Source organism: Prevotella sp. P6B4 (genome assembly GCF_000619985.1).
In the GTDB taxonomy this organism is placed as follows: domain Bacteria; phylum Bacteroidota; class Bacteroidia; order Bacteroidales; family Bacteroidaceae; genus Prevotella.
On sequence record NZ_JHVE01000020.1, the window covers coordinates 1 to 12,195 of the forward strand.

General features: G+C 48.9%; 12 protein-coding genes and 1 pseudogene. 2 read left to right on the forward strand and 11 right to left on the reverse strand.

All coding sequences use genetic code 11. The features are described 5' to 3' along the window. Together T491_RS17710 and T491_RS0112210 are read right to left on the reverse strand one after the other, a co-directional pair. Nucleotides 1-174 (reverse strand): annotated as a pseudogene (locus T491_RS17710) (IS5/IS1182 family transposase); the annotation flags it as partial. Between the two features lie 141 nt (nucleotides 175-315). Continuing rightward, nucleotides 316-2,250, reverse strand: a complete 1,935-nt coding sequence (locus T491_RS0112210) for a sugar phosphate nucleotidyltransferase (RefSeq protein ID WP_028904140.1) — start codon at nucleotides 2,248-2,250, stop codon at nucleotides 316-318. 180 nt (nucleotides 2,251-2,430) lie between these two features. Here T491_RS0112210 and T491_RS0112215 point away from each other — a divergent pair, with 180 nt between their 5' ends. Beyond that, on the forward strand, nucleotides 2,431-3,027 hold the full coding sequence (locus T491_RS0112215; RefSeq protein WP_028904141.1) for an RNA polymerase sigma factor: 597 nt from the start codon (nucleotides 2,431-2,433) through the stop codon (nucleotides 3,025-3,027). Here T491_RS0112215 and rpe read toward each other — a convergent pair. From rpe to T491_RS0112260, 9 genes are read right to left on the reverse strand one after another with little or no spacing between them, the layout of a single operon-like run. Beyond that, nucleotides 3,019-3,669, reverse strand: coding sequence for a ribulose-phosphate 3-epimerase (rpe, locus tag T491_RS0112220; protein ID WP_155950128.1), 651 nt, complete (start codon nucleotides 3,667-3,669; stop codon nucleotides 3,019-3,021). The two genes, T491_RS0112215 and rpe, sit on opposite strands and share 9 nt — an antisense overlap. A gap of 6 nt (nucleotides 3,670-3,675) precedes the next feature. Further along, nucleotides 3,676-3,810, reverse strand: coding sequence for a hypothetical protein (locus tag T491_RS18180; RefSeq protein ID WP_255327034.1), 135 nt, complete (start codon nucleotides 3,808-3,810; stop codon nucleotides 3,676-3,678). 49 nt (nucleotides 3,811-3,859) lie between these two features. Next, nucleotides 3,860-4,834: a methionyl-tRNA formyltransferase gene (gene fmt / locus T491_RS0112230; RefSeq protein WP_028904143.1), complete on the reverse strand. Its 975-nt coding sequence runs from the start codon at nucleotides 4,832-4,834 to the stop codon at nucleotides 3,860-3,862. Between the two features lie 43 nt (nucleotides 4,835-4,877). After that, nucleotides 4,878-6,683 (reverse strand): chloride channel protein, encoded by a 1,806-nt coding sequence (locus T491_RS0112235; RefSeq protein ID WP_028904144.1) that lies wholly within the window; start codon nucleotides 6,681-6,683, stop codon nucleotides 4,878-4,880. Next, entirely contained in the window at nucleotides 6,684-7,268 is a 585-nt protein-coding gene (locus T491_RS0112240; RefSeq protein WP_028904145.1) for an L-threonylcarbamoyladenylate synthase, read from the reverse strand. 2 nt (nucleotides 7,269-7,270) lie between these two features. After that, nucleotides 7,271-8,860 (reverse strand): peptide chain release factor 3, encoded by a 1,590-nt coding sequence (locus tag T491_RS0112245; RefSeq protein WP_028904146.1) that lies wholly within the window; start codon nucleotides 8,858-8,860, stop codon nucleotides 7,271-7,273. 9 nt (nucleotides 8,861-8,869) lie between these two features. Continuing rightward, entirely contained in the window at nucleotides 8,870-9,763 is an 894-nt protein-coding gene (rfbD, locus tag T491_RS0112250; RefSeq protein WP_028904147.1) for a dTDP-4-dehydrorhamnose reductase, read from the reverse strand. Then, the gene (locus T491_RS0112255) at nucleotides 9,764-10,309 is read right to left on the reverse strand and encodes a DUF4924 family protein (protein ID WP_028904148.1); all 546 of its coding nucleotides are present in this window, start codon (nucleotides 10,307-10,309) and stop codon (nucleotides 9,764-9,766) included. 29 nt (nucleotides 10,310-10,338) lie between these two features. Beyond that, nucleotides 10,339-11,004, reverse strand: coding sequence for a LysE family translocator (locus tag T491_RS0112260; protein WP_028904149.1), 666 nt, complete (start codon nucleotides 11,002-11,004; stop codon nucleotides 10,339-10,341). A 167-nt stretch (nucleotides 11,005-11,171) separates the two neighbouring features. On the opposite strand from T491_RS0112260, the gene T491_RS0112265 reads away from it, so the two are divergent. Next, nucleotides 11,172-12,158 (forward strand): ROK family protein, encoded by a 987-nt coding sequence (locus tag T491_RS0112265; RefSeq protein ID WP_028904150.1) that lies wholly within the window; start codon nucleotides 11,172-11,174, stop codon nucleotides 12,156-12,158. Nucleotides 12,159-12,195: the final 37 nt, after the last annotated feature.

Here is a 12,195-nt window from a genome sequence, read left to right on the forward strand (position 1 = left end):
AGGAGACTCTGCCATACGACCATTGTCTGGACAGTATTTGTCTAACAACTCTTGATAGACAAAAGAAAAATCAACGAGCCCGTTGATACGTCTCAGAAGATTGTCTTGTGGGACAACTATGTCGTACAAGGCACTATACTCACTCAATACTAACTCTTGTTGTTGCGACAGCATAAGCACTCTCTTTTATGCTGTAAAGGTACAAAAAAATCTGCACATAGCCAAATGTTTTACTGACTATGTGCAGACTGTAATTGTTAAAAAGTGCCTAATAGGACTTTTTCAGTGCCCTCCAAGTAATTGCGGGATTTCTTATTACGGTGCAGCAAACTCGGTGATAGCCTTTGTGAAGGCGGCGGGATTGCCCATGTCGAACATGTTACCACGCAATCTTACACCTACCATGCCGCTACGCTTGCGAACAGCCTCGAGTGCTGAGGTAAGCTCAATCTCGGTCTGGTGGTCGCCTTCAATCTCCTTCTGCATGATGTCCTCGTGCAGCTGTGAGAAGACCTCGGGCGTGAGAATATATTGGCCGAATACACTGTAGTATTCCTTTACACCTTTCTTATTACGTACGGCAAGGTACTCCTCGGCATAGCTGGCCTTGGGCTTTTCCTGCATGTCGGACACGTTCAGCACGGTCTGGTCCTTATCCTCCCATACACCATGCAGGATGCCATAGCGGCTCACCTCGGCCAATGGTATCGGGTGAATACTGACCATCAGGCGGTTGTAGTGCTCGTAATCCTCAATCATCTGCAGGGCACAGGGCTTGTTGGATTGGCTGCGATAGAGGGTGTCGCCCAGCAACAGCAGGACGGGCTCGTTGCTGGCAAACTGAGCGGCCTGATAAACGGCATGGCCGAATCCGCGCTTCTCGTGCTGATAGACATAGTGCAGCTTCTTGCCGATATCCAATATGTGGTTCTCGTATTCCTGGGCTTCGGGATTCAGCTTGCGCAGATGCTCATCGGGCAGCGGGTGCTCGAAGAAGTCGGCATACTGCTGGCGCTCCTCTTCAGAGCCTAATACCAGACAAATCTCCTCGATACCGCTTTGTACCAGCTCTTCGAGCAGTATCAGAATGACTGGACGTACCATGCCGTCGGGACAGGGAATAGGGAAGAAATCCTTCTTGATGACACGGGTTGACGGATAAAGGCGGGTGCCGAAACCTGCCACAGGAATAATGGCGCGACGCACGGTGTGGACGGGTTTCAAGGTGAGCGTGTAGGCCTTCATGCCATGTGCGTTCAGATAGTCGGTCAGCGCCAGCTGTGACTGCTCATCGCGTGCCAGGAACTGCACAGAGCCGTCGCCATGCGAACCAACACCCTTGCCGCCCCATATCCATGCTTGGATGTTGGGGTCTTCTAAAACACTATGCAGTTTAGGCGCCCAAAGGGCTGACGACATGGGGGTTACTTTGGCATCGAACAACGCCTCGGCCTCGGTCATCAGCTTACCTAAGCTCTCGGCATCGCCAGCGGCCATATATTTGATGGCACGTTCTACAATCTCTAAATTCTGTTCGCCCAGTGCCTCGTGCTCTGCCCGTTCAGCATCGCTGTTGGGGAAAGGGTAGGCCTTGTTCAGGTCTGACAGAATTTTAATGGTGTTCTTCTCGGCGCACAGGTCGGCAAACACCCAATAGAGCGGCTTCTTCACGTTCAGCGAGCGTACTTCGATCTCGTCGCCGTCAAAGGTCATCAGGTTGGGTTTTACGCCGAATGCACATGCTTGGTCCAGACGTCCGCAACGGCTACTGGTACGGAGCTCGCCCAGATAGGCGATGTTCATCTCGCCCAAGGTGTTGAGGTTGAGATTATACAACTGATTGAACGCACGCGCTACCAGTACGCAGATGGCGGCTGACGACGACAGACCGCTCTTCATGGGGAGGGTCATGTCGGTAATGCGGATGCGGACACCGCCTACCTTGTACCACTCCAGCATGTACGAGGCTACACCAGCACAGTAGCAGAAGAACGAACCGCTCTTGGCGATGCGTTTCAGCTCGATTTCGTCCATGCGGCAACTGAAATCCTGCCAAATATCCTTAATCTCGCCTGCAGAACTGTAGAGTTCAAAAGTACTAGATTTTTCAACTTCGGCATAGATGCCCTGTTCGATTCCTGTTACAATGGCTGCGCCGGGCTTGATGTCGGCATTCATTGTTCGGTAGTGTCCTGCCCAGTCGGTATGTTCGCCAAATAGACACAGGCGACCTGGTACAAATAGTTTCATATTCTTCCTTTTTAGCTGATAAATATCTGCAAAATTAGGAAAATTTTCGTAGAATGTTAAGATTTTGGTGATTTTTTTTGGTGATTTGGCGAAAAATATCTATTTTTGCCACAGATTATTAACATTTTAAAACTTTATTGCCTATCGAAACAGCTTCTACTCAATTTTAAATTTTGAGAAATGAGTACAATCAAAAGTATGACCGACGAAGAGTTGGCACTTGCTTACATTGATGGCAATAACAGAGCATTCGACGAGTTACTTTCGCGTAATCAGGACAAGATCTTCACGTACATTATGTATAACGTGAAGAACGAGGACGTGGCCAACGACTTGTTTCAGGAAACCTTCCTGAAGGTAATCCACAAATTACAGAATCGCCAGTACAATGATAGTGGCAAGTTTATCTGTTGGGTTAACCGCATCGCTCACAATGTGGTGATTGACTACTATCGATCGCAGAAAAACGATAAGGTGGTCGACGCTTCGAAGGATAACGACCTGAGCTTGATTAAAAGCGCCTCGTTGATGGGGGATAGTCGGGAAAACGAACTGACCAATAATCAGACACTGAAGGATATCGTGTCGCTGATGAACATGCTGCCTGCTGCCCAGCGTGAAGTCGTGTATATGCGCTATTTCCAGAATCTCTCGTTCAAGGAGATTGCTGAGGAGACTCAGGTAAGCATCAACACATCATTAGGACGCATGAGATACGCCCTATTGAATATGCGCAAATTATTGCGCGAGCACGAAATCAATTTGAGTTTAGAGTGATTTCAGAGCGCGGATAACGCTTTCAGGATCCTTTGCTCCGAATACGTAACTGCCGCTTACCAGCACATCAACGCCTGCCGCTACTAGTCGGGGGGCTGTTTCGCCCTGTACGCCGCCATCCACTTCGATCAGTGTTTGGCATCCTTTCTCGTTAATCATCTGGCGCAGACGCTTCATCTTGTCGATGGTGTTCTCGATGAACTTCTGTCCGCCAAAGCCTGGGTTTACGCTCATCAGCAGTACCATATCCACATCGCCGATAATATCCTCTAACACGCTAACGGGTGTGGCGGGGTTCAGTGTTACACCGGCTTTCATGCCAGCCTGATGAATCTCCTGAATGGTGCGATGTAGGTGCAGGCACGCCTCGTAGTGTACGTTCATCATCATAGCACCCAACTTGGCTGTCTGGGCGATATAACGCTCGGGGTGCTCTATCATATAATGCACATCGAGGGGTTTGGTGCAAGCTTTTGCAACGGCCTCGAGTACGGGGAAGCCGAATGAAATGTTGGGGACGAAAGAGCCGTCCATCACGTCGAGGTGGAGCCAATCGGCCTCACTGCGATTAATCATGTTGATGTCGCGATCGAGATGCAAGAAGTCGGCGGCGAGTAAGGATGGTGATACTAATGCCATAATAATTTGTTAGTTCAGATTCGATGTTTCGTTGCTGTTACTACGATAGGTGTAGGCAACAAGACGAATGAGGTCGAGCGTTTGCTTGCGTGGCTTGAATGTCTTCTCGCTGAACATGTTGTCTTCTGGAGTAAAAATCTTCATAGGCAATACATTATTTCTATTAGTCCTATTATAGTAACGCATTTACACCTTATTTTATTATATAGTTTTCGAAATTTTTAATGCCGTTCAGGAAATCGCGACCGCTCATGCGCTTTTTGCCTGCCAACTGAAGTTCCTCAATCATCAGCAACTCGTCGGTAGCCTTAATGCAGGGCTTGCGGTCGACCACTGCGGTGGAGCGGGGCTGACCAGCAGTCTTGTCTGTGCGACTGGTCTTGAAGATTTTCAGAATGGTTTCCTTGCCTTCGGGCGATACCAAAGTGCACCAGGCACCAGGATAGGGACTGAGGCCGCGGATAAAGTCATAGACCTTCTTGGCGGGCTGATTCCAGTTGATTTCGCAGGTCTCCTTGAAGATTTTCGGCGCAGCGTGCAATTCGCTACCTACGGCAATCATCTCTTCCTGAGGAATGCTTTCAGGATGTCCATCGGCAGCGATGATGCGGTTGAGGGTTTCTAAACAGATCTCGGCACCCAGGTGCATCAATCCGTCGTACACGTATTCCACATCGGCTGTCTCGGGGATGTCGAAAGGCTTCTGCATGATGATGCGCCCAGTGTCGATGTCGTGGTCGAGGAAGAAGGTTGTGACGCCTGTCTGTGTCTCTCCGTGAATCACTGCCCAGTTGATGGGGGCTGCTCCACGATACTGTGGCAGCAAGGCGGCGTGTACGTTGAAGGTGCCATATTCGGGCATGTCCCATACCACCTCGGGCAGCATGCGGAAAGCTACTACCACCTGCAGGTTGGCCTGATAGCTGCGCAGCTGTTCTACAAACTCTGGATCCTTCATCTTGACGGGTTGCAGTACGGGCAGGTTATGCTCCAGGGCGTACTTCTTAACCTCCGATGGCTGCATCTCAGTCTGATGGCGACCTACGGGTTTATCAGGCTGGGTAATCACGGCCACCACATTATAATCATTCTCTACCAGTGCTTTCAGTGTCTCCACTGCAAACTCTGGTGTTCCCATAAATACAATTCGTAAATCCTTCTTCTCCATTCTTCTTAACTGTCAATTATCAATTGTCAATTATCAACTAATATTAGTCCTCACTCATGTCGGCCACCATCTTACGGTACATGGTGTAGATACGCTGGCGCGAGATGTAACCCTTCAGGTGGTTGCCGGCATCGAGTACGGGCAGCCAGTTGGCGCCTGTACGGTCGAATGTGCGCATCACTTGTCGCATGGGCATGCCATCTGTCAGCAGCGCCTTGGGATCGGTCATCAGCTGAGAGGCTTTGAAGTGATGATAGAGTTCTATTCTGAATACTACATTTCTTATTTTCATGATGTCGATCTCGCCCAACAACTTGCCGCCTGCATCAAGTACGGGCAGTACGGTAGAGTGGCTGCGACTGATTTTCTGTACAATCTCGTTCAGCTCCATATCGGGCTCAACACCCAGGTAGTCGCGCTCAATGACAGAGTCGAGATTCATCAGCGTGAGTACGGCGTGGTCGGTGTGGTGAGTAAGTAATTTGCCTTGTTTAGCCAAACGTGAGCCATAGATGCTGTGAGGCTCGAAAATGCTGATGGTGATATAGGCACACACGCTTACAATCATCAGTGGCATAAACATCGAATAGCCGCCTGTCAACTCGGCAATCAGGAAGATACCGGTAAGGGGGGCATGCATGACTCCCGACATGACACCTGCCATACCGAGCAACGCAAAATTCTTTTCAGGTACATATACGCCTATCTGGTTGATATTCCATAGGCGCGAGAACAGGAAGCCTGTAAAGCATCCGATGAACAGTGAGGGTGCAAATGTACCACCGCAACCGCCACCACCGTTAGTGGCTGATGTGGCCACCACTTTGGTGAACAGTACCAAGGCGATATAGACAATCAAAAGTGAACCTTGACCAGAAAAGAGCGAGTTGTTCAGTATCTTGTTCCAGTCGTCGGGATTCTGCCCGTTCAACAGCAGATTGATGCTGCTATATCCCTCGCCATACAGGGAGGGGAAAAGGAAGATGAGCAAGCTCAGGGTAGTGCCGCCGATGGCTAATTTTATGTAGGGCTTATCCTTGAACTTGGAAAACACGTCTTCGCATACACCCATCATGCGGATAAAGTAGAGTGATACCAGTCCGCAGGCGATACCCAAACCTATGCAGGCTGGAATACGCTCAACACTCCATTCGCTGTCGAGATGGAAGGTGAAGAGCGATGAGTCGCCGCTGAAGATATAGGTAAATACAGTTGCGGTAACGCACGATACCAAAATTGGCAGGAGTGCCGACATGGTCATATCAATCATGAGCACCTCAAGCGTAAACACCAGTCCGGCTATCGGGGCCTTAAAGATACCTGCAATAGCACCTGCAGCACCGCAGCCTACGAGTGTCATCAGCATCTTACGATCCAGATGGAACAGCTGACCAAGGTTTGAGCCGATGGCTGAACCTGTAAGCACGATAGGAGCCTCGGCTCCCACCGAACCTCCGAAGCCGATGGTGATGGCAGAAGCTATCACAGACGACCAGCAGTTATGCGACTTGAGGCGCGACTTATTGGTCGAGATGGCATAGAGGATACGGGTGATTCCGTGTGAGATATTGTCCTTGACGATGTAGCGCACAAACAACGATGTGAGATAGATACCGACCACAGGATAGACCAGATAAAGCCAGTTGGCCCGACTCTGTTCGAACGAGCTGGTAAGTAGCATCACTATCTGGTTGATAATCCAATGCAGCACAAAGGCTGCTACGGCAGCAAAGAAGCCCACAAGCAGGGCGAGGATAATCATAAACATCCTCTCGCTTACGTGCTCTACGCGCCAGTCGTGTAGGCGTTTCAGCCACTCAGGTCTTCTATCTATAACTGTTGCTTCCACTTATTTCCGAATAACTGTTACTTCGCCGTTTTCTTTCAGTTTGATGATGCTTGAGGGTGTGTGGGGCTTATGCTCCTGGCGACGGCTCCAGCACACGTAATCTACAGCCTCAAGGATGCGTGGGTCGATGTCGCAGTAGTTCTGTGCGGCAGGTTCGCCACTGATATTGGCCGATGTGGATACAATGGCCTTCTGGAATCGGAAGCAGAGTTCCTTTGAGAAAGGCTCATTGGTGATACGGATGCCTAAGCTACCATCCTCGGCAATCAGATTGGGTGCCAGGTTGATAGCGCCATCCAGAATCAGTGTGGTAGGCTTGGCATCGGTAGCCTCTTTCAAGCTGTCGATGAGCTGCCAGGCCACATCGGGCACATTGCGGAAGTAGCGCTGCATGCGGGCATCACTATCCACCAAGCAGATAAGTGCTTTCGAATCCTCGCGCTGCTTAATCTCGTAAACACGCTTCACGGCCTCGGCGTTGGTAGCATCGCAACCAATACCCCAAACGGTGTCGGTAGGGTAGAGTATCACGCCACCCTTACGCATCGTTTCAACGGCCTGTCTTATATCGTCTTCTTGTTTCATAATTAAAACTCACTGGTAAAGTGGAACTTAATGTTTTCGAAGTCCTGCTGGGCCATGCTCAGCACGTAGGCGCTATCGGCCAGGAACACGTCGCGACCGTCCTTGTCCTTGGCCATGTACTGGTACTTACGCTTCTTGAAGTTCTCCAGCTCCTGTGGATCGTCGCTCTCAATCCAGCAGGCCTTATACAGATGTACGGGCTCCCAGCGGCATTTGGCGTTGTACTCGTTCTCCAGACGATACTGGATAACCTCGAACTGCAGTTGACCTACGGTTCCGATAATCTTGCGGTTGTTAAACTGGTTAACAAACAACTGTGCCACACCCTCGTCCATCAGCTGGTCGATACCCTTTTGTAGCTGCTTGGCCTTCATGGGGTCGTCGTTCTCGATATACTTGAACAACTCAGGCGAGAACGACGGCAGTCCGCGGAAGTGCAGTTTCTCGCCCTCGGTCAGGGTGTCGCCAATCTTAAACATGCCGCCTGTATCGGGCAGACCTACGATATCGCCTGGCCAAGCCTCGTCGATGGTGCTCTTACGCTGCGCCATAAACTGTGTGGGGCTTGAGAAACGCATCGTTTTACCTTGGCGTACGTGCAGGTAAGGCTGGTTGCGCTGGAACTTACCAGAGCATACCTTACAGAATGCGATACACGAGCGGTGGTTGGGGTCGATATTAGCAGTAATCTTAAAGATAAAGCCTGTAAACTTCTGCTCCTCGGGCTGTACGTCGCGCTCCTCGGCCTTGGTGGGTCTGGGCGATGGTGCAATTTCAACAAAGCAGTTAAGCAGCTCCTGCACACCAAAGTTGTTCAGGGCCGATCCGAAGAATACGGGGGCCACTTCGGCCTCGCGGTATGTCTCTACGTCGAACTCGGGGTAAACACCGTCTACCAGCTCCAGATCCTCGCGCAGCTTGGCGGCGTTCTCCTCGCCTACACGCTGGTCGAGCTCTTCGCTGTCGATGTCAACCTCAACCTTATCTGTCACGCGCTGCTTGTCGGGTGTAAACAGGTCGAGTTTCTGTTCGTAGATATTGTAAACGCCCTTGAACTTGGCACCCTGATTAATAGGCCAAGACAGTGGGCGAACTTTGATTTCGAGTTCCTGCTCCAGTTCGTCGAGCAAGTCGAACGGATCGCGACCTTCGCGGTCCATCTTATTGATAAAGATGATAACGGGTGTTTTGCGCATGCGGCACACCGTCATCAGTTTACGGGTCTGCGTCTCAACACCTTTGGCACCATCCACTACGATAATCGCAGAATCTACAGCGGTGAGTGTGCGGAAGGTATCCTCGGCAAAGTCCTGGTGACCTGGGGTGTCCAGAATGTTCACCTTGTATTCGATATCCTTGCCATCGGGGGTGTAATCGAACTCCATCACAGAGGTCGATACAGAGATACCACGCTGCTTCTCGATATCCATCCAGTCGCTGGTGGCAGTTTTCTTAATCTTGTTGCTTTTTACAGCTCCTGCCACCTGTATCTGTCCACCGAACAGCAGAAACTTCTCTGTTAGCGTAGTCTTACCCGCATCTGGGTGCGAAATGATGGCAAATGTACGTCTTCTTTCTATTTCCTGATTCATATAATCTTCTTATCTTTCTCTTTCTAAATTCTCAATACACTCGGCCAGCGAGGTCTCCCAATATGGGATGTCGAGGTTGTAGGTCTGTTTGATCTTTGTTTTGTCGAGCACAGAGTAGTGTGGGCGTGCAGCAGGCGTGGGATACTCCGAAGTATGGAGTGGACGCACATGGCAGGTATTGATACCGGCGATACGATGGATGGCTTTGGTAAAGTCATACCAAGAGATGACACCTTCGTTGCTGAAGTGATATACGCCTGGCACAATGCCCTGATTGATGGCGGCAAAGATGGCTACTGCCAAATCGCGCGCATAAGTAGGTGTTCCAATTTGGTCAAAGATAACGCCAAGTTCTGACTTCTCGTTCCCGAGGCGTATCATCGTCTTCACGAAGTTGTTGCCAAAGGTAGAGTAGAGCCATGCCGTGCGGATAATCATGCTTTTGGCGCAGTTTGCCAAAACGGCTTGCTCGCCAGCTAACTTGGTTCGGCCGTATGTGCTGTTTGGACACACAGGATCAGTCTCTACGTAGGGACGGTGGTTTGTGCCGTCGAACACGTAGTCGGTCGATATCTGTATCATCCATCCTCCTCGTCGCTCAATAGCTTGGGCCAAATAGGATGGAGCTATGGCATTCAACTTGTTGCAAAGTTCTTGGTTATCTTCGGCCTTGTCGACAGCTGTATATGCAGCGCAGTTCACGATGCCGTCAATCTGTTTCTCATCAACAAAACGGTTGATGGCCGCTTCGTCGGTGATGTCAAGTTCTTGCTGAGGCAAGCGACCTTGAAGGTCGAGCGCGGCTACATCTGTATTATAATAGGTATGCTGGAGATTTTCTTCCTCCAGCAATTGCATTTCGTTTCCCAGCTGCCCGTTGCAGCCTGTAATTAAAATATTCATTTATTCAAACTTCAATCCTTCTTCTTTATCCTTCTTGTAATAATCAGAGAGCATACCTATAAAGGTGGTTATTTCTTTCACGGCATGTGCAGTATCGGGTGAAATCTGTTTCTTCTGTAATCTGAGCAGCATCACGCCGTAGAGTGAGTTAAAACAGGTCTCAATTTCATTTTCTTCCTTGTTGGCACCACGGTTGCGTAACTCAACAATAAAGGGTAGTACCTTGTAATATGCTGTGTTGTAGAAAGGAAACTTGCTTGACTGTAACAATTGGCTGTGTAGCTCAATCAGCATCTGCATAGTTACCTTGTTAATCTGTAAATGTCCTTGTGCGCGACAGCCTTCTTGGTTCATCATGCGAATCAGATTACCAAACCAGTCAGTCTCTTCTTCCTTTTGCTCATCAGTATAGTCGAAACGTGCGATGTATTCGTTCTTGATACGTGAGAGCGAGCAGTCGAATGCACGCACAGTGTCTTCCATCTGCCACATATAGAGCAGATACTCGGCAATGTTGGTCTTTCTCAGTTCGTTTGCTATAAACATATCTGTATCCTAAAATAATCTTACCTGTGCTAAAAAAATCTAAGTAGGTTGGTGGTGAGGCCAAGTAGCATGATGATGCTACCAACAATGACTGCAACACCTATAACCTTGTTGATAATCTTAATGCCGTTAGTATCAAATTTCGTACGAATCTGATCTACCAGCCATGTCAGTCCCCACCACCAAAGTAATGCACCACCCACAATGCTGGCAAAACCAACAATCATCTCGAAAGGATGGTTGGGCAATACGAATGCAAACTGGGCGTACATGGCCAGAAAGAGGAAAATAATGAGAGGGTTAGAGAAGGTTACCAAGAAAGCTGTCCACGAATTGTACCAGAGGGTTCCCTGCTGCTTACCGCTTTGGTGCATTTTTCTGGTTGGGTCGGTATGATAGGTGTACCAGCCAAAGCAGAGCAACATGATACTACCAGCTATTTGTAGGTAGAAACGGTTTTGATCGTTGGTGATAAAGTCCATGACGAACGCCATGCCGTAACCAGCGAATGCTGCATAGATAATATCACTGAAGGCTGCGCCGAGTCCAGTGGCAAAACCGAACCATCTTCCCTTGTTCAGCGTGCGTTGAACGCATAAGATACCAACAGGCCCCATAGGCGCGCTGGCTATTACTCCGATCAACATCCCTTTGAAGATGAAATCTAATATATTTATGGGTATATGAATTGGCATAACGGGCGCAAAGTTACGAATTTTTTTCCTCATTCTGTTGATTTTGGTCATTCTTTTATAAAATAATGGTTAATTTCCGTAAAAAGTCAAGCGTTCTGCTGGTTTTTTACTAATTTTGTGCCTTGAAATTGAAATTTTTCAAAACGGCTAATAAACTTATTATAATTATGAACGAACAAAACGCAGAAATTAAGCCCTACGTAATTGGCTTGGACTTAGGTGGAACCAACTCTGTTTTCGGTATTGTAGATGCACGTGGTGATATTAAAGCTACTACAGCTATTAAGACCGGTAATTACCAGAAGGCAGAAGATTATGTTGATGCCTGTGTGGAGGCTCTTCAGGTAATTATCGACCAGGTGGGCGGTATCGAGAAGATTAAGGCAATGGGTGTAGGTGCTCCTAATGGCAATTACTATAATGGTACAATCGAGTTTGCTCCCAATCTTCCTTGGGCCCATGACGGCGTAGTGCCTTTGGCTAAGATGTTTAGTGAGCGTTTGAATGGTATCCCTGTAGCCCTCACCAATGATGCTAATGCCGCTGCTATTGGCGAGATGGTATATGGTGTGGCCCGTGGCATGAAGAACTTCATTGTCATCACACTGGGTACTGGTGTTGGCTCGGGTATTGTTGTTAATGGTCAGTTGTTGTATGGTCACGATGGTTTTGCTGGCGAATTGGGTCACGTAACAATGGTTCGTGGTGCCGAAGGTCGCAGTTGTGGTTGTGGTCGTACAGGCTGTCTTGAGGCTTATTGCTCGGCTACTGGTGTTGCTCGTACTGCTCGTGAACTGTTGGCAACTACAGATCGTCCTTCAGTATTGCGTGAAATGAATCCAGAGGATATCACATCGCTTGATGTTTCTATTGCAGCTGGTAAAGGAGATGAACTGGCTAAGGAAATCTACGAGTTCACAGGAAAAATGCTGGGTGAGGCTTGTGCCGATTTTGCCGCATTCTCATCACCTGAGGCATTCATCTTCTTCGGTGGTATGGTCAAGGCTGGCGAGTTGATTATGAAACCTATTCGCGAGGCTTATGAGGCCCATGTCCTCAAGATATTCAAAGGAAAGGCCAAATTCTTGGTGAGTGGTTTGGATGGTGCCAGTGCTGCAGTACTTGGTGCTTCTGCCATCGGCTGGGAAGTTTAAGAAAAAATATCAGGGTGCCAATCGGCACCCTGATTGC

What these genes read in the sequence shown, in the direction of transcription:
- T491_RS0112210 (WP_028904140.1), bottom strand. Translation starts at nt 2,250, where the DNA reads ATGAAACTATTTGTACCAGGTCGCCTGTGTCTATTTGGCGAACATACC.
- T491_RS0112215 (WP_028904141.1), top strand. Translation starts at nt 2,431, where the DNA reads ATGAGTACAATCAAAAGTATGACCGACGAAGAGTTGGCACTTGCTTAC.
- T491_RS18180 (WP_255327034.1), bottom strand. Translation starts at nt 3,810, where the DNA reads ATGAAGATTTTTACTCCAGAAGACAACATGTTCAGCGAGAAGACATTC.
- fmt (WP_028904143.1), bottom strand. Translation starts at nt 4,834, where the DNA reads ATGGAGAAGAAGGATTTACGAATTGTATTTATGGGAACACCAGAGTTT.
- T491_RS0112240 (WP_028904145.1), bottom strand. Translation starts at nt 7,268, where the DNA reads ATGAAACAAGAAGACGATATAAGACAGGCCGTTGAAACGATGCGTAAG.
- T491_RS0112245 (WP_028904146.1), bottom strand. Translation starts at nt 8,860, where the DNA reads ATGAATCAGGAAATAGAAAGAAGACGTACATTTGCCATCATTTCGCAC.
- rfbD (WP_028904147.1), bottom strand. Translation starts at nt 9,763, where the DNA reads ATGAATATTTTAATTACAGGCTGCAACGGGCAGCTGGGAAACGAAATG.
- T491_RS0112255 (WP_028904148.1), bottom strand. Translation starts at nt 10,309, where the DNA reads ATGTTTATAGCAAACGAACTGAGAAAGACCAACATTGCCGAGTATCTG.
- T491_RS0112260 (WP_028904149.1), bottom strand. Translation starts at nt 11,004, where the DNA reads ATGCCAATTCATATACCCATAAATATATTAGATTTCATCTTCAAAGGG.
- T491_RS0112265 (WP_028904150.1), top strand. Translation starts at nt 11,172, where the DNA reads ATGAACGAACAAAACGCAGAAATTAAGCCCTACGTAATTGGCTTGGAC.